Raw genomic sequence first — 17,453 nt, 5'->3', positions numbered from 1 at the left:
CTTGGCTTGTGACCTCGAGGGGGTAGGCGCTGGAGCTAGACAGTAATCGACGCTCAAAATTTTTACTTCCTAATTTTTCACACAAAAAAACAGGCCCATAAAGAGCCTGCCCTGAGTTTGGTTATATAATTAAGCTTTACGCACGTTAGCTGCTTGAGCTCCACGCTGACCTTGCTCAACATCGAAAGTCACTTCTTGACCTTCTTCTAAAGATTTATAACCTTCGCCTTGGATAGCTGAGAAATGAACGAATACGTCTTCTCCACCTTCGCGTTCGATGAATCCGAAGCCTTTTTCACTGTTAAACCATTTTACTTTACCATTTTCCATTTTTGTTGCCTCCTTGTGCGTATCAACACACATTGTGTTACTATCCTTGCTCTCAGTGATCATCAAGACGTAAAGTTTTACTCAAACTATCCTTTACACCGAACAAAAATAATTCTTATTCAGATTAACACTTTTCAGAATTATATGCAAGAAAACACACAATAGAAAACATCGTATCTCCATTCGAGCGTACTCACACTTCAAATATTAAACAAAAAAAACTGCTATTTCATAGCAGTCATAGATAGAGCCTTAAGAAGTAAAAGAATATCCTGATGAATGCTGTTGCATACTTGATCATCGCTGCAGTTCTCAAAATCAGCCTGCAAACGTCCAAGTTCTCTAATAAATAGTAAGTTTTCTTCCTTACTAAGCATAGTGTATTCGCTCCTTTTTACATAGGAAATGCACTATGTCGTTTCAGGGTAACACTATTGCATTTTATTTACAATCAATCAACAAGGGTTTCGAAAGACGAATTTCTCCTTTCCCTGATGAACCCTTTTCAAGATCAAAGTATGATAAACTGAATTAGCAGGCATAAAATGTCAGAATTCTGCGGGGTGCAAATTTGGAAAGGATACATCTAAAAGAAGTTCATACTATGCAAGACCTTACTAAGGGACATGTATTATATTTCTTCAAGAACCAGGACCAATATATTTCAAATGTTATGGAATTTGTTCTTTCCGGATTAGAACGAAATGAATACTCCATCATTATAGAAAATGACCGAATGACTCCACTGATTAAGGAAAGCCTCACAATGAAGTTAAATAAGAGCTGCCTGAAAAAAGTAAAGTTCATCAATAATTATGACTTCTATTATGCCAAGGGGGACTTTAGAGTTAATTCTATTTTCGATTACCTCCCAAACTTAATTGAAGGTTATTCAGAACAGGATTTAACTGTCCGGAGCTGGGCTCATGTCGAATGGCGTGACGAACTGGAAGTCAGCAAAAAATTATCGGCATCTGAAAAAGAAGCTGATCTAATTGTTGCCAAAACAAAACTTCTGTCTGTTTGTGCCTACGATTCAGACAGGGTTAGTCAAGAATTAAAAGAAAGTCTTCTATTTTGCCATAATTTTTTTGTAAATGAATGAACAGAAAAATACAGACAGGATTTACTGTAAATAAAATTAGTCTCACCTTTAATACGTGAGACTAATTTGGCTCCCCCGTAACATTCCCAAACCTGCTTTGTTGGCAATAGTTTCACTATTTAGTAAAAACGAGGTATTTTTGCCCGATATAGTTAGTTGATGTGTAAATGCCCGCTCCCAAAAGAACCGCAAGCTCTTCAGGCGAAACATCATGCCCGAGCAGGGTAAAAGTCTGGATAAACTCTGCAGCCATGCCGCTTATGGAATAAGAAAGAATATAGCACAAAAACAGAATGAAAATGAAGCGCACCGCACTGCTTTGAATGCGGGCCCTGCTCCTAAAGGTGAACGATCTGTTGAGGAAATAGCTGACCGCTGCCCCCGCACTGTTTCCCAGAAATGTTGCAGTCCAATACGACATCCCCGCCAAATCCAGCAGCATAAATATCATAGATAGCCCGACAATTGTATTCAATGTTCCCACAAGCAAAAATCGAATAAAGGTATCAGTTCGTTTCAGATAATGTTCCAAAATGAATGTCCGCGAACTCATCATCATGGTCTCCGTCCGTAATTAAATGGCGGGAAATCGGTAAATTAAACGCATCTACTTCAATCGAAAATTTAGGTCTGCGTTTTGTCTCTTTATAGATTTTCCCGATATATTCCCCCACCAGGCCAATAGCTGTCAGCTGAAGCCCCCCAAGCATCCAGATCGAGGCGATTAATGATGTCCAGCCGGTTTCCGTTTCGCCAAAATAGCGCAATCCTAGGAAGTAGAGGCCAAATAGAAAGCTGATAAAAAAAGAACCGATCCCCAATGCCAATACCATCCGGATCGGCGTCACGGAAAAAGAAGTAATGCCCTCAAAGGAAAGGGCCAGCATTTTTTTCAGAGGATACTTCGTTTCTCCGGCAAGCCTCTCTTTGCGGTCATAGTAAACATGGGCCGTTTTATAGCCCAGCAAGGGCACAATTCCGCGTAAAAAAAGATTGGTTTCCTCATAGCGCTGCAGCTCTTCCAGGGCACGCTTGCTCATCAGGCGGAAATCAGCATGATTATAGACAAGATCTACGCCCATTTTCTTCATTAGTTTATAAAATCCCTGTGCCGTGCTTCTTTTGAAAAACGTATCACTGTCCCTTTTTTTCCTTACTCCATAGACAATGTCATATCCTTCACGGAATTTCAGGATAAACTCCCGGATCACGGCAATATCATCCTGAAGATCGGCATCAATGGAAACCGTGCAATCCGATATTTTTCCTGCGGCTGTTAATCCCGCAAGCAGGGCATTCTGATGTCCTGCATTTCTGGCAAGCTTCAGCCCCCGTACTTTTGGGTTATTCAGGCTCTGCTTATAAATGATCTGCCAGGTCCTGTCCCTGCTGCCATCATCCACAAACAATATTTTGCTTTTATCAGAAACAAGATCCTCATTCAGTAATTCTTCAAGCAGCCCATTCAGCTGATCAATGGTATCCTGCAGTACCTCCTCTTCGTTATAGCAAGGAACTACGATGGTGAGTACCGGGTTGGTCATTCTAATTCCCCCTGCTTATATGGCTTTATAAAGGTAGATTTTCCACACAGAGCTTTTTGATTCAAAAACCTTCTCCAGCCTAAGCTGATTATCTTCAGCATTGTCGATCGGGACGGATGAAAAAAGATAAGAACCGCCCATGGCCTTAAAGGCTTCTGTATTCAACTCAAGATTCTTCAGCCTTTTTTTCGTCCGCTTTTTAAACATATAATGCTTTCCAAGCTCGTCCGTAAAGAGATAGCACCTTCCGCCCCATTCATCAAAATAAATCCGGATACCTTTGTTTTTTTCCAGTTCTTTCTCAATGATTTTCCGAAATTGATATTTGTATGTTAAGGGGTAAAAATTATTATACGTATCCAGCGTGTAGAAGCCATTATACTGGGCAATGGCAGGATGAAGGCCAATGCTTGCAACACGGTATTCCTCCTGCGGTTGCCCAATATATTTTTTAACATCCAAGAACTGCTCTTCAGCATAAAATTGCTTGATCGTTGGCTTATCCTGAAAAAGGATTTCCTCGTTAAAAAATGAAACGGTAATCACCTGCCCCAGCACAAAAACCGGAACCAGCCGCCTCCAGAACGGTCCATGGGACCAAATGATTTTCAAGGAGAGCGCGAAAAGCACATAGATAACCAGAGGCCTTAAAAAATGATACCTGGCAAAGTTGAATGTATCCAGAACATGGTAACGCTCTGTAAGCGGCATCCAGCCTTTGTAAAACCAGAAGGCATACCATGCTGATAGGGCAAAGTTAAGCAAGAAAAGAAATAAAAACACCTTTTCCTTCTTCCAATTTTTCTGCCTTTTCGTCATAAATAGCGCCACGAACATCAGCGGAAGAATGACCAGAGTATGCATCGAGGCAACATGGTGGTGCCCTAGAGCAAAGTTTTTTAATGTCAGCCTCACGCAATGCCAGAAGGTTAATCTCGCATGAAAATATTCATCCCGGCTGTTCGGCTCATCGTCAAACAAAAAGGAAAAAACAAGCCTGTATTCCACGATAAAAAAGATTCCAGTCATATAGGCAATGGACAGTATAAATGGCCAATTCCATGCTCTTTTTCTGATTACATCTGTCAGCCAAAATATCCCCATGGCGCTCAGGAAAAAGAAAAATCCAAGAACGATGCTCGAGTATAATGGCAATAGAGTTAGGACCAGGATATTTTTCCAGGATCTTTCCCCTTGCCTGATATTTAAAAACGCCCAGAGCGCAAGCGGCATCCCAAGCGTGCTCAGCATACCGGAAGGCCAAAATGGCGTGAAAGCAAAAGCTAGAGCTGTCCCAATCGTAATGGGTCCCCACTTCTCTTCTTTAAGGAAGTGCTTTTTCAAAAGCAAATACATGCCGATAAAGGCAAATACCCTTGTAATCGTCTGGCTGAGTGCATAGGCAATCATCGTCGGGAAGAGGGCATACAGCCACACAATTAAAGTAAATTCAGAGCCAAATGCATTTCTGGACAGATTTCCATTTATAATCTGCGGAATAACAGCATCTATTGAACCTGTCAGCTGCCCGCTTTCAGCCAGGACTTTATACCAGGCCAGATTGGAATCCAGATTATCATGAACGCGGATATGCGCGTTTTCACCTAATATATACAAAGGGGATACAAACAGGACCAAAGCAATAATGGCGAGAATAAGGAGATTTTTCTCGGCTGTATTTTTTTTCAAAAGCAATCTCTACACCTCTAGGTTCAAGATTATTTACAGGCTTAGGGTTCACGAACACGTCCAAAATATTCCCGAACAGCCTAATTCACACCATAAAGGGATAATACAACCTGCCCGCTCATAAAAATAGGTGACAGCATTTCTAAATAAAGGGGGAATTAAATGATTAAAAAAGCGGTCATTCCCGCTGCAGGCCTTGGAACCCGGTTTCTGCCGGCCACAAAGGCACAGCCAAAGGAAATGCTCCCCATTGTCGACAAGCCCGCCATTCAATACATTGTCGAGGAAGCCATTGCTTCCGGGATTGAAGATATCATCATCATAACCGGTAGAAACAAACGGGCTATTGAAGATCACTTTGATAAATCGGTTGAAATGGAGCTGCTGCTGCAGAAAACCGGAAAGCTTGAAATGCTTGAGGAAGTTCGCGAAATAACCAATATGGCTGATATCCATTATGTCAGGCAAAAGGAGCCGCTCGGATTGGGGCACGCTATTTTATGCGCGAGAAAGTTCATTGGCAGGGAGCCGTTTGCCGTCCTCCTTGGCGATGATATAATTGATGGGGAGCCTCCTGCCATGCTGCAAATGATTGAGCAGTATAACCAAACAGGGGCAAGCATCCTCGGATGCAGTGAGGTTCCTTTGTCTGAAGTCAATAAATATGGAATTGTCGGCTATTCAGAACAGAGGGGCCCATTATACAAAGTGGATAGCCTCGTGGAAAAACCTCCTGCTGAAAAAGCCCCATCTGCCCATGCGATTATTGGCCGCTATATCTTAACACCGTCGATCTTTGACATGCTTGAGAACGGAAGCCCGACAGCAAAGGCGAGCTGCAGCTGACAGATGCCCTCCATGCTTTGCTTCGCCGGGAAAAAATTTATTCGTACCTGATCCGGGGAAGCCGTTATGATATTGGAGATAAATTTGGCTTTCTTAAAGCCTCGATTGATTATGCCCTGCAAAGACCTGAACTGAAGGAGAAATTTTCACAATACTTAAGGCAGATTCGATTATGATTTGCGATATCCGTCAGGATGGGACCTGTGCCAGCTCCAGGCATCCTCGATGATCTGGCGGATACTTGTTTTTTGTGGCTCCCATTTCAGCATTGACCTTGCTTTTTCTGATGAAGCAACCAGTTCTGCCGGGTCTCCAGACCGACGGGGAGCAATCGTCACTTTAAAATATCTGTTTGTTACCTCAGCTGCGGTTTCAATTACTTCTTTTACAGAAATCCCTTTGCTGCCCCCCAGATTAAAGACAGTGCTATCCCCTCCCTCTTTCAGGTAACGGAGTGCCAGCAGATGGGCTTCAGCCAAATCTTCTACATGAATATAGTCCCTTATACAAGTACCATCCTTTGTTGGATAATCATCACCAAAAATGGAGACAGATTCTCTTTTTCCAAGTGCCGCCTGCAGGATAATCGGGATCAGGTGTGTCTCGTTCTGATGGTCTTCGCCAATCTCCCCTGATGCCTTTGCCCCTGCAGCATTAAAATAACGGAGCGACACGAACCTGGCTCCTGATGCCTGCGCCCACCAATGGAGCATCCGTTCAATGGCAAGCTTTGTCTCGCCATACGGGCTTGCAGGCTTGAGCGGCGCGTCTTCCCGTATAGGCTGGCTTTTCGCATCACCATATACTGCGGCGGTGGACGAAAACACAAGCTGTTTAACCTTATGTGCTTCTAAAGCTTTTAGGAGGCTATGAGAACCAAGTACATTATTATCATAGTAATTTAGAGGATTTTTCATCGATTCCCCTACCAGGGATGATGCCGCAAAATGAAAGACTGCCTCTATTCGCTCACTGGAAAGGACACTATTCAGAAAATCCTGCGATCTGATATCCCCCTCATAGAAGGCTGCCTTCGGATGGACCGCCTGCCTGTGGCCCGCAGCCAAATGATCAATTACCACTGTTTCATACCCTTTTCGAATGAGTAGATCTACAATATGTGAACCAATATAACCTGCTCCTCCTGTAACCAAGATTGCCATTCCATCACTCCTGCATAGGTTTATATTCTCTTTTCTATATGCAGCTTTGAGGGTGAGTATGATAAAACTGCGGAGTCCCTCATTCCCCGAATGAGTATCAGAATCGGCTCTTCTGTTCGGATTTCTCCTTTTCCTGTCCGAAGTGGCTCCAAGTTCGGACTCCTCTGACCGGTTTTCCATTCCCCTTTCCCTTGTCATTTTCAATTAAAAAAGGGCCAGATTCATCTGGCCCCCACAATTCTAATTAAATTTAAATCGATGCCTTTATCTGCTTCGTATAGAAAAAGCGCACTATAAAGAAGTAAACAACCTGGATGGCCAGGAAAACACTCAGAACAGCAACTGATTCCTTAAACAGGTTAAAGTAGAACAGGTTCGATAACGCTGTCAGGGCTACAGCACCATGGATAAGAGCGACGAGGATCGGCGCGAAAAACAGAATCATAGTCTGTCTGTTTAAAACCTTTTTCAGCTCTTTCTCGGTTAACCCCATCTTGGAAATCGATCTGAATTTTTGTTTATCTTCATCCAGGTCCATGTAGAGCCTGAAGTACAGGAAGCTGCCGGCTGATACGAAAAAGACAATCCCGATAAACAGACCGACAAATAAAATGGGCCCGTAGCCTTTCATAATCTCATATATTTCGTAGTCTACTGATGTAATTTCATATCTTGGCAGTTCCTTGTACAGCTTTTCAGAGGCAGCCATTACCCTTTCCTCTCCATCTGTTGCCTGCCAGGCGTAATAGCTTTCCTGAAACTCTGGTTCAGGAAGCTTTTGATAGTCTTCATCTGACACGATAAAATAGGAATCTGTTGCCGGCAGTGCTTTCGAATGAATGGCTTCCTCTGGCTTTAAAACAGTGCCGGACTTCAGTGTAATCGTTTCATTCAGGAGTTCCTTCGTTTGCCCGAAGTTGGTCCCTTCAAACTCAACTGTCATTACTTGCCCGTCTTTTAAGTCAACCGGATCTTCATCAATGAGCTCGGCAAAGCGGTTAAAATCGGATTGACCCGCAATCAGAATGGAATCCCCGCCAACTTCAAAGTAGCGTAAAACAGTATGCTCCGAATCCGCTTCAATCTTTTCTTCCTTTAATGTTTGATTGATAAACTCAACATTCTTCACTTCATTTTCTTCAGAAGTTTTATAGGAAAACGTTGTGGAATTGACATTTTTTATGTTTGAGGTCAGCACGGTTTGAAAACCGAATAAAGAACCAATTGCACTGAACGCAACTGTTGAAACCATCGCCACCATGAAGAAGGTTCGTGCATTATCCTTCATGCGAAAGGCCAGATCTGAAAACAGCAGCATATTGGTCTTAAACCAAAAAACACGTTCATTTTTCTTTAATCTTCTAATAATATAAACACTTAATTGCGTAAATAACAGGTAGGTGCCAATGCAGACAACGATGATCACCGGCACCATTGCCGCTACAACGACTAACCCTTTTGCGATTAGTGCAGCAGCATACCCCGCACCTAATAATAGGACAGCCAGCATCGTTAAGAAAAGATTCGCTTTTGGCTCACCCTTTGACATTTTATTTCCCTTAATTAATTCAATCAGCTTTTTGCTGCGCAGAACATACGTCACAAATAAGGAGATAAAGAAAAATAAAATAATAAAAGAAATGAAGGTGATCAGGATGGCCTTCACTGGAAAATAAAAAGACAGTGCCCGCTCAATAATCAGCACATTTTCAGCCAGCAGCAAAATCGCCTTTGCAAATACAACGCCGAGGAGAATTCCGCTTAAGGTTGCCAGAAAGCCAATCAGCATATTTTCCAAAAACACCATGAGACGAATCTGTTTCATGGACATGCCCTGCATCATTAATAACCCAAACTCTTTTTTCCGGGACTGCAGAAAAGAACTCATAGAATATAAAACAAAAAAGAACGAAAACACATAGATAATGCCTGCTGCTGCATTCATTCCCTTCGTTACAGTTGAGTTCATGCCATCCCCGCTTAATGCTGGATGATTCGCAAAAATCGAGAAGGTAAAGAAGACCATGACTGTAAATAAACTGCTGAGGAAGTAGGCTGCATATAAGCGTTTGTTCCGTATGACGTTATTAAACGCGAACTGACGAAAGGTCATGTGCATCCCCTCCAAGCAAAGAAAGTGTATCAATGATCTTCTGGAAAAAAGCCTGGCGGTTATCACCGCGGTGAATCTCCGAATAGAATTTTCCGTCACGGATGAAGACGACCCTGTTGCAATAGCTCGCGGCCTGCGCATCATGTGTGACGAGCATCATGGTTGTCTTCTCAATTTTATTAATCGACTCAAGCATTTCCATTACATCTTTGGAAGACTTGGAATCCAAATTCCCTGTAGGTTCATCCGCCAGCAGCAGCTTCGGCGTATGAATCATCGCTCTAGCCACAGCCACTCTTTGCGCCTGTCCGCCTGATATTTCATACGTCCGCTTTTTCATAATGCCTGTAATTCCCAGTTTTTCAGCGATTTCGTATGCCTTGTCTTTCATTTCCTTCACTTTTTTCCCGTCCAATGTTAGCGGCAGGACTATATTTTCTTCAACCGTCAAGGTATGAAGAAGGTTGAAGTCCTGGAAGACAAATCCTAATTCACGGCGGCGGAATTGGGCCAATGCCTCTTTTTTTAAGACATGGGGATTTCTTTCATTGATCAGGATTTCCCCTGTTGTCGGTTCATCAATGGTGGCAATCATGTTCAGCAGTGTCGTTTTTCCGCTTCCCGAAGGACCCATGATTCCGACGAACTCACCTTCATCAATGGTTAAGTTAATATCTGTTAACGCACGATAGGCGATCTTTCCTTCATAAATCTTGCTTACTTGCTTCACTTTTAGCATCACAAGTTCTCCTTTCACATTCAGTTGACTTGTGATCAGTATATCTTCTATACCCATTTCAAAAAATCGATTTCTCTTTCACTTACCTTACAAGGCTGTAAGGTTCTGTGTTTTTCCAAAGATCAGCCGGAAAAGAGACCCTTCCCCCATCTTGGATTCCAGCTCAATGCGATGGCCAAGATGATCGGCTGCCTCCTTCGTCAAGTACAGCCCCATACCTGTGGATTCTCTGAATTTCCGTCCATTTTCACCCGTATAAAAAGGTTCAAACACACGGCGCTTGTCTGATTCCGGAATCCCGGCGCCAAAGTCCTTCACTTCTAAAACAGCTTCTCCGTTTTTTTCAAAAATGGAAATATCAATTCGATTGCTTTTCCCTCTGGAATACTTGACCGCATTATTGATCAGCTGAGAAAGCATAAAGAAAAGCCATTTCTCATCTGTCTCCACGATCATGTCCTGCTTCTCCTGCAGGAGATTTGGATACACCCCGTTCCGGATATAAAGCCGTTTGTTTTCTCCATTCACTTCATGAATGATTTGGGATAAGTGTACGGGTTTTATATGAAAATCCTGTTCGATCGTCCGGAGTCTCGCCATATAGAGGATGGTGTTCAAGCCCGTTTTCATCCGATCCGTCTCTTCACGAATACTGGAGGAATCAGGTTCATCCAGGTTTTGCGCAATCAGTTCAATGACAGAAAGCGGGGTTTTCATCTGGTGGACCCATTGATCCATAAACTTCAGATGCTCCTCCTGCCTGGATTCCAGCTCTTTAATTCTCGTCTGGTAATGTCTGTACTGTTCCTTCAGCAGATGATCCAGCGCCTGTGAAATCGGTGAGTTCTCTGTTGTTTGAAAAGAATCGTCAAGGGAAGCAAGTTCCTCCGTCAGCCTCTTATAAAACTTGCGGCGGCTAAAATAGTGGTATGTCAGGTATGCCGTGAGAAAGAATAAGCCGAGAAAGATGCCATAAAGGGCTGGCAATAGATGACGATAGCCATCCAGCCAGTAAATGGCCAGAATCATAAAAAATTGAACGACCTGTACAGCGATTAGTAACGCATGCTCTTTAAGGAATAATTTCATGTTTCTCCAGCCTTTCACCAGGTAACGATCAAACGGTAGCCTGCGCCTCTCACTGTTTCGACCGCTCCTGAAAGCCCGATTGCCTCAAATTTTTTTCTTACCCTCGCCATATTCACATTCAGCGTATTCTCATCCACATAGACCTGTTCATCCCACAGCTTTTCCAGCAGGTCTTCACGCCCGGCCACACGCGGGTGCCGCTCCAGTAAATTCTCAATAATATCAGCTTCTTTTTTGGACAGCGGAACGGTTTTATCACGGAAACACAATTCCAGCCTTTCCGGAAACAGCTTCAATCCCTCTGCCTCGAGAACTCGTTCCTGGGCCTGCGTGGCATATTCCCCGTAAGCCCGCCGAAGCTGGCTGCGGATTTTCGCCATCACAATTTCTGGATGGAACGGCTTGGTGATGAAATCATCGCCGCCATTCTCAAGCGCCATCACCTGGTCCATCTCCCCTACCCGTGCGGAAATGAAGATAACCGGACAAATCGACTCCTTGCGGATTTGCCTGCACCAGTAATAGCCATCAAAGCTCGGAAGATTAATATCCAGGAGCACAAGATCCGGTTTATGCTTATGAAATTCCCCCATCACATCATCGAACTGTTCCGCAGCCGCAGCATCATACCCATACTTCACTAAGTGTGACTGCAGGTGCTCCGCGATTTTCGGATCATCCTCAATAATATATACTTTCTGCATCCTCTCACTCCTTTGTCTAGAAAATTATGCCATAAGGAGAACAGGAAAAAAAGAGCTGCCTCAGCAGCCCTTTTTAGACACAAGCTTTCTTTTCTAATACACTAATCCATTTGTAATACCCAATAAGTATGGTTAATAGAATCGGATTAACAATGGCAGAATACCATATACTCCACCAGCCATAATGAAAAAAGCCGAATGGATGAGGCAGCATGGCAATAGATTCATAGGTCAGCAGGAAAATTTCCCAAATAAGAAAGTAACTTACCTTTTTCATGAAAGATCCATTAAAAGGGTACCAATTGATAAACATCAAATTTATGGGCGGAATTAAGATTGTGTAAGCAGGAAGTGCTACCCAGTCTATTCCTTGAGTAAAGTACCAGTATCCTTTGTACTTTAGATCGATAAAAATATCAAAGAATAGTTGGAATGCAATAGTAAAAACCCAAATATGGACAATTTTATTGGCTGATATCCCTTTAATGGTCTTATATAATATCAAATTAAACACAGCACCTGAGGCAATTTGTAAGATCATTTTCCACTCCGGAAAGTTTTTAGATATTATTTGCATTAAGCGGTAATTCAATCCTCTCAAAACACTCCTCTGTTTATTAATTTTTTGTCATTTAGAGACTAGTTTTGTCGAAATGATTCAATGTTTTTCCTTAATTTGCAATAATAGTTCCTGGACTTTTATTATTTAAAGGAGTAAATAAATGTGTCATTTTTGCAGTGAACTTAGAAGGAAGATTCAACTTTTTAGAAAAACACTTATTGAAACTGGAATAAAGAAAGGTTTAGAGCATCCTGATACTATAAAAAACAGTCAGATATTGGATGAACTTATCTTTAGGTTCCAGTCCAAATGTAAATAGGATTCATTACAGTAAATGAACTACTTTTAATAGAAACTCACTTCTCCGCCAAATAAGCAGATAAATTTCAAAAAGAGGGCAAGATAGATAAGAAATAAATCTATAAAAACCCGGAGAATCTGAATGGTTTATATCTTAACAATAACAACGCTTGCTATCAACTCTATATTGATTTTCATTATTCCATTAAAATTAACCCGGCAGGAGCTTTATACAACCTGGCTGGCTGTCACTCTAAATGCGCTCCTTGCAGATTTGATTTTTGGGCATGTTTTAGACCTATACGACTTAATGGATCCAGGTCCCCAGCTTTTTGATTTATTTATTGAAATCACCCTGCCGGCAACATTCGGAATCCTATATGTTAACTTCATGCCTAAACCAAAGAAGAAATTTTTGCTTTACCTTTTGTTTTGGGTCGGTTTTTCAGTATGTTACGAAGTCCTATCCAGTTACTTTGGCTACGTAGTATATAAGGGCTGGCAAGTATGGTGGTCAGCCATCTATTATATTGGAGCCTGCCTTTATATGCGCTGGCATTTTAGTTTTATAAGGAAAGAAAAGTATCAGCATTAAATAGAAAAGGACAAGCCGAGAAGCAGTGCCTCAAAAAATGCACATACAACTAAGTCGAAAAACAAGCAGTCCATGTCAATGCGTCTGCTTGTTTTTTTCCCTTCAATAAGATCGTCTGCATTCGATCCTGCCGACTCTGCCTTCAACATGACAAAAGTGTCACTTTACATTCTGTTACATCGATGGCTGGCGGGAAAAATGGCCGGTATAGTAGGTAGAGAAGGAGGTCGAAATCATGACCAAGATGATACAAACAAAAAACCTATCGAAATCTTATGGAAAAACACAGGTCTTAAAAAATATTGATTTGACTGTTGAACGGGGGGAATTGACTGCCATTATGGGTCCCTCCGGCTCCGGAAAAACGACGTTAATGAATACTCTATCAACCATTGATGCCTTTAGCGGGGGGAATGTTTGGATAGAGGAAAATTCCCTTTTAGATATGAAAAAGAAAGACCTGCGGGAGTTCCGCCAAAAAAGAATGGGATTTATTTTTCAAGACTATAACTTACTGGATACCTTAACAGTGAAGGAGAATATCCTCCTCCCGCTTTCGCTGCAAAAAACACCTGTTTCCGAAATGGAAAAGCGAATAGCAAAATTGATTGATGCCTTAAATATTGAATCAATTTTACATCAATATCCTTCTGAAATTTCCGGCGGTCAGAAACAGCGTACAGCTGCCGCACGGGCAATTATTACTAATCCCGCAATTGTATTTGCTGATGAACCAACGGGTGCACTCGATTCCCGATCTGCTACCCAGCTGCTGGAACAAATTCAATTGCTCAATGAAACATTCAAGACAACCGTTCTGATGATTACTCATGATCCGTATGCAGCCAGCTACTGTCAGCGGGTAGTTTTTCTCCGTGATGGAAAAATCGTCAACGAAATGTTTAAAGGGGAGCAGACGGAAAAGGAATTCTTTGACCGCATCCTGACGATTCAAAGTGCTATAGGAAGTGGCCGGCGATGAACTTAGTGGATTTATCATGGAGGAACATGAAGCGGAACTTCCGTTTGTATTCCATTTATTTCATTTCCATGTTTGTCGGGGTTGTCATTTACTTTACCTTCTCTGGTCTAATGTTTAACAAAGATGTAGTCGAAGCCATTCAAAATAAAGAAAACTACAAAATGGTTATTTCCCTTGCTTCGGTGATCGTCTTTTTATTTATTGTCTTCTTTATTTTGTACGCGAACTCCTTTTTCATGAAACAGCGAAAAAAGGAATTCGGCATGTATTTACTTTACGGAATGAAAGAAAGACAAGTTGCCGCAATGGTCTTTTTTGAAACATTATTCTTGAGCGCGATTTCGGTTTCCAGCGGTATCTTAATCGGTGGATTGCTATCGAAGTTTTTCGGTGCTGTATTAATGAACTTAATGCGATACAATGAGGACATTTCTTTTGCTTTTCCATTGGAAGCGATTGTTTCAACAGTTCTGTTATTCGCCTTATTAATCATCATCATTACAATTCAAAGTTATTTTAATGTCCGGCGTGTCCAGTTAGTGGAATTGTTTCATGCAAAGGAAAAAATGGATAAATCGTTTACATTTTCTTTTGGCCTGGCATTATTGTCCATTATATTGATAGCCGGGTCTTACTATATGATTACCATAGGTGATACAGACATCTGGAAAGACCATTTTAAAGAAACATTAACTGCTGTAACTGTGGCTCTGATTGCCGGGACGTATTTATTTTTCCGCCAGTTTTCCGGCTGGATGCTGCAAAAGCTGAGTCAAAGGAAAAATTATTTTATTGGCAGTAAAATGTTATGGATATCCTCTCTCCGTTTTTCCATTCGGGGAAATACCATCAATTTTACATTCAATTCACTGATTAGTGCGATTGTCATCTTTACAGTCGGATTTATCGCTGTAGATTACGCTGTGAAAGGTGAAGTTGTAAAAAAAGAATTCCCGAACCATATTGCCTTTTCGACCCAGGATGCTGAAACTCAAAAACAAATTGAACAAATTATGAATGACTCTCATCCAATCATTGATCATGAGACCATTACGGGCATACAAACAGAAAAAATTCAAAATAGAAATGCATTTTTTAGCCATCCCGAATATTACACCGAGGAATTTTACCTTTTTCCGGAATCCCAATTAAATGCAATTGTTGATTTGCGAAAAATGGGTGAAAAAGCAGATCTAAAAGGTGAAGAAGCCATTGTATTAACAAGAGGAATTGATAAACCGGAAAAATTTAAAAGTTCTCAGCCTGAAATAACCGTTTTGGAAGACCATACATTTCGTGTAGTCGAAAAAATACGATACCCGCTGTTAAGTATCCCAACGAGCCCTGGCGGCAATACCAAGCCGCAGCCTTCAGTACTCATTATTTCAAACGAGGCTTTTGAGAACTTAAGAGAACATCACACCCTTTCTTCATTTGAAATTTATCAAATCGAAGATCCCAAAACATCAAATGATGTATCACGAGAAATATACGACCTCATTATGAAAACAGAAGATGCCTATTATTCTGCCTATATTGATATGTATTCTGTAGATACGGAGTCGTCTTCTTTAATCCTGTTCTCCGTTGCCTTTTTTGCCGTTATTGCATTGTTTGCTTTAGGGAGTGTCATTTACTTTAAACAGCTCCGCGAAGCTACAGAAGAACGGGAACACTACGCCATTCTGCGAAAAATCGGTGTGGACGACAAAGACATGAAAAAGATCATCCGAAAACAATTGCTGTTCGTATTTTTGCCGCCGCTCCTGCTGGGGCTGCTGCACAGCTGGTTCCTTTTATATTACACAGTCATCCTAATCATAAAAGATTTGCCTTCTTTAACGACGATTATTTTTTCAGTCATGGGATTATATGTGGTAACGTATCTAATCTTTTACGTTTCATCCGTATCTATTTACTACAAAATTGTCAGCGAAAAAAACACACGATGAGTTGCTTTACTCATCGTGTGTTTTTTTCATTATTAAAAACGGATCGCAATCAATCGGGAAGTGAACAATAAATTGGGTGTACTCTCTCACATTCGACGTACAGCTAATGTAATGCCCTAACTTATTGCTTAACTGCTGGGCTAAATATAAACCCATTCCGGTCGACTTCGAATACAATCGCCCCGTTTCTCCGGTAAAACCGCGATTAAATACTCTCGGAAGATCTTTCTGGCTGATGCCAATCCCATTATCCCGAATCAAAAGCTGTTTTTCCTGTGGAGTTTCTGATATGGAAATGGTAATCTCTCCGCCAGGTTCTGTATATTTCAAACTGTTTGTCAGAAGCTGATTGACGATGAACTGGAGCCATTTAGGATCACTTTGAACCTCCAGCTTATCTGCCTGTATGTGAATGCGGATGTTTTTTGAAATAAAGGTTTTTGAGTGGGACTTTACAATATCCTTAGAAATCTTGATAATATCACATTTCCGGATATCGTAATCCTGATTAAAGCTGTCTAGTTTAGCGTAATAGAGTGCTTGATCAACATAATTTTCAATTTTTGTGATTTCTTCTCTTAAACTGCCTGCGTCCATATCAGTTTGCTGCAGCAGGCGAAGAACGGCAATCGGTGTTTTGATTTCATGGAACCAGGAGACGATAAAGTCGTAATGATCCTTCTGCCTGTCCTGAATCCGATTCATTTCACGGATATGTTCACGCTTCAACTCATCTATGTGGGCTTTAGCGAATTCTCCTTCCAGAGACAGGCTGTCATATTCCGCCCTTTCCAATTGCCTAATCACACGCAGATTTTGCTGGTACCGATATACTAAAAACCCGATTAATACAATAGAAGATAGGGCGAAGGCATAAAGGAAAGTCCCCCATGCCAGGCTTCCATTGATATCAGTAAAAAAGATCGCTGCAGAGATCAGGAAACTGATCAGATAGAGGATTATATAAGGTTTTTCATAGGATAGAAAACTAAGGAAGTTCATTCAATTAAATACCCTAACCCTTTCCGAGTGATAATAAAGTCCTCTAGTCCAATTGCGGCAATTTTCCTGCGCATCCGATTCACATTCACGGTAAGTGTATTATCATCGATAAACTGCTCCTCATTCCACAGTGCCTGCATTAAGTCATCCCTCGAGACGATTTTCCCGATATTCCGCATCATCAATTGCAAAAGGATGAATTCATTCCTGCTAAGCTCATTGCTTTGCCCATTAAATTCAATCGTTGAATTGGTTACATTTAATTTCAGGCCGCGATGGATGAAACGGAGATTCTCCTCTTCCTGATAGGTGTACTTCCGGCGGATGAGCGCACTGATTTTCGCGAGAAGGATATCCAAATCAAAGGGCTTCTGGATAAAATCATCTCCGCCCATATTAATGGCCATTATTATATCCATATTCTGATTTCTGGAGGAAAGGAAAATGATCGGCACTTTTGAAACAGATCGTATTTGCTGGCACCAATAGTATCCATCAAAAACGGGAAGATTGATATCTAATAAAATGAGATGTGGACTTTTCTGCTCAAATTCCGTCAGCACCTCGTCAAATTGGGTTACCTCCACCACATCATATTGCCATTTTTTTAGCGTATCAGCGACAATCCGTCTGATTTTTTCATCGTCTTCTATCATCATGATTCTATACATAAAAATCCCTCTTTACTGGAATAATGGTTACCGTTCATTCCGGCACAATTTCTTTAAGTCATTAGGA

General features: G+C 41.5%; 18 protein-coding genes and 1 pseudogene. 6 read left to right on the top strand and 13 right to left on the bottom strand.

Going from position 1 to position 17,453, the window contains the following annotated elements; translation table 11 throughout:
* Positions 1 to 129: 129 nt before the first annotated feature.
* Both JI665_RS17085 and JI665_RS17080 read right to left on the bottom strand, forming a co-directional pair.
* Positions 130 to 330, bottom strand: coding sequence for a cold-shock protein (locus tag JI665_RS17085; protein ID WP_009335135.1), 201 nt, complete (start codon positions 328 to 330; stop codon positions 130 to 132).
* Between the two features lie 224 nt (positions 331 to 554).
* Entirely contained in the window at positions 555 to 707 is a 153-nt protein-coding gene (locus JI665_RS17080) for a hypothetical protein (RefSeq protein WP_206841178.1), read from the bottom strand.
* A gap of 227 nt (positions 708 to 934) precedes the next feature.
* On the opposite strand from JI665_RS17080, the gene JI665_RS17075 reads away from it, so the two are divergent.
* Positions 935 to 1,435 carry an MEDS domain-containing protein gene (locus JI665_RS17075; protein WP_244671239.1) on the top strand — a complete coding sequence of 167 codons (501 nt, stop codon included), beginning with the start codon at positions 935 to 937 and terminating at the stop codon, positions 1,433 to 1,435.
* A gap of 115 nt (positions 1,436 to 1,550) precedes the next feature.
* Here JI665_RS17075 and JI665_RS17070 read toward each other — a convergent pair whose 3' ends face one another.
* The 3 genes from JI665_RS17070 to JI665_RS17060 are packed head-to-tail and all read right to left on the bottom strand — an operon-like array spanning position 1,551 to position 4,674.
* A complete protein-coding gene (locus tag JI665_RS17070; RefSeq protein WP_206841174.1) occupies positions 1,551 to 1,988 on the bottom strand; it encodes a GtrA family protein in 438 nt (145 codons plus the stop codon).
* Entirely contained in the window at positions 1,942 to 2,979 is a 1,038-nt protein-coding gene (locus tag JI665_RS17065; RefSeq protein WP_206841173.1) for a glycosyltransferase family 2 protein, read from the bottom strand. The genes JI665_RS17070 and JI665_RS17065 overlap by 47 nt, the downstream gene beginning before the upstream one ends.
* Positions 2,980 to 2,994: 15 nt before the next feature.
* The gene (locus JI665_RS17060) at positions 2,995 to 4,674 is read right to left on the bottom strand and encodes a DUF6044 family protein (RefSeq protein ID WP_206841171.1); all 1,680 of its coding nucleotides are present in this window, start codon (positions 4,672 to 4,674) and stop codon (positions 2,995 to 2,997) included.
* Between the two features lie 156 nt (positions 4,675 to 4,830).
* Here JI665_RS17060 and galU point away from each other — a divergent pair.
* Positions 4,831 to 5,690 (top strand): annotated as a pseudogene (galU, locus tag JI665_RS17055) (UTP--glucose-1-phosphate uridylyltransferase GalU).
* Here the strand turns inward: galU and galE are convergent.
* The 6 genes from galE to JI665_RS17025 form a co-directional block, all read right to left on the bottom strand.
* The gene (gene galE, locus JI665_RS17050; RefSeq protein ID WP_206841169.1) at positions 5,685 to 6,677 is read right to left on the bottom strand and encodes a UDP-glucose 4-epimerase GalE; all 993 of its coding nucleotides are present in this window, start codon (positions 6,675 to 6,677) and stop codon (positions 5,685 to 5,687) included. The pseudogene galU and the gene galE overlap by 6 nt on opposite strands.
* A 250-nt stretch (positions 6,678 to 6,927) precedes the next feature.
* Positions 6,928 to 8,790 (bottom strand): FtsX-like permease family protein, encoded by a 1,863-nt coding sequence (locus JI665_RS17045; RefSeq protein ID WP_206841165.1) that lies wholly within the window; start codon positions 8,788 to 8,790, stop codon positions 6,928 to 6,930.
* Entirely contained in the window at positions 8,765 to 9,529 is a 765-nt protein-coding gene (locus JI665_RS17040) for an ABC transporter ATP-binding protein (protein ID WP_206841163.1), read from the bottom strand. Before JI665_RS17040 ends, JI665_RS17045 begins: the two co-directional genes overlap by 26 nt.
* A gap of 87 nt (positions 9,530 to 9,616) precedes the next feature.
* Positions 9,617 to 10,618 carry a sensor histidine kinase gene (locus JI665_RS17035; protein WP_206841161.1) on the bottom strand — a complete coding sequence of 334 codons (1,002 nt, stop codon included), beginning with the start codon at positions 10,616 to 10,618 and terminating at the stop codon, positions 9,617 to 9,619.
* A 14-nt stretch (positions 10,619 to 10,632) separates the two neighbouring features.
* Positions 10,633 to 11,322 carry a response regulator transcription factor gene (locus JI665_RS17030; RefSeq protein ID WP_206841154.1) on the bottom strand — a complete coding sequence of 230 codons (690 nt, stop codon included), beginning with the start codon at positions 11,320 to 11,322 and terminating at the stop codon, positions 10,633 to 10,635.
* Between the two features lie 73 nt (positions 11,323 to 11,395).
* Positions 11,396 to 11,863 carry a hypothetical protein gene (locus JI665_RS17025; RefSeq protein WP_206841134.1) on the bottom strand — a complete coding sequence of 156 codons (468 nt, stop codon included), beginning with the start codon at positions 11,861 to 11,863 and terminating at the stop codon, positions 11,396 to 11,398.
* 181 nt (positions 11,864 to 12,044) lie between these two features.
* On the opposite strand from JI665_RS17025, the gene JI665_RS28990 reads away from it, so the two are divergent.
* The 4 genes from JI665_RS28990 (at position 12,045) to JI665_RS17005 (ending at position 15,713) form a co-directional block, all read left to right on the top strand.
* Positions 12,045 to 12,203 carry a Spo0E family sporulation regulatory protein-aspartic acid phosphatase gene (locus tag JI665_RS28990; RefSeq protein ID WP_206841132.1) on the top strand — a complete coding sequence of 53 codons (159 nt, stop codon included), beginning with the start codon at positions 12,045 to 12,047 and terminating at the stop codon, positions 12,201 to 12,203.
* Between the two features lie 123 nt (positions 12,204 to 12,326).
* On the top strand, positions 12,327 to 12,779 hold the full coding sequence (locus JI665_RS17015; RefSeq protein ID WP_206841129.1) for a hypothetical protein: 453 nt from the start codon (positions 12,327 to 12,329) through the stop codon (positions 12,777 to 12,779).
* Positions 12,780 to 13,014: 235 nt separating this feature from the next.
* Positions 13,015 to 13,761, top strand: a complete 747-nt coding sequence (locus JI665_RS17010) for an ABC transporter ATP-binding protein (protein ID WP_206841127.1) — start codon at positions 13,015 to 13,017, stop codon at positions 13,759 to 13,761.
* Complete coding sequence (locus tag JI665_RS17005; protein ID WP_206841125.1) at positions 13,758 to 15,713, top strand: ABC transporter permease; 1,956 nt, start codon at positions 13,758 to 13,760, stop codon at positions 15,711 to 15,713. The genes JI665_RS17010 and JI665_RS17005 overlap by 4 nt, the downstream gene beginning before the upstream one ends.
* A gap of 6 nt (positions 15,714 to 15,719) precedes the next feature.
* Here JI665_RS17005 and JI665_RS17000 read toward each other — a convergent pair whose 3' ends face one another.
* A complete protein-coding gene (locus JI665_RS17000; protein ID WP_206841124.1) occupies positions 15,720 to 16,715 on the bottom strand; it encodes a sensor histidine kinase in 996 nt (331 codons plus the stop codon).
* A complete protein-coding gene (locus JI665_RS16995) occupies positions 16,712 to 17,386 on the bottom strand; it encodes a response regulator transcription factor (protein ID WP_206841122.1) in 675 nt (224 codons plus the stop codon). Before JI665_RS16995 ends, JI665_RS17000 begins: the two co-directional genes overlap by 4 nt.
* Between the last annotated feature and the right edge of the window lie 67 nt (positions 17,387 to 17,453).

It is taken from the genome of Bacillus sp. NTK034 (assembly GCF_017303275.1).
Lineage (GTDB): Bacteria > Bacillota > Bacilli > Bacillales > Cytobacillaceae > Cytobacillus.
Note: the sequence above shows the minus strand (reverse complement) of the source record. Positions and strands in the feature narration are given on the sequence as shown.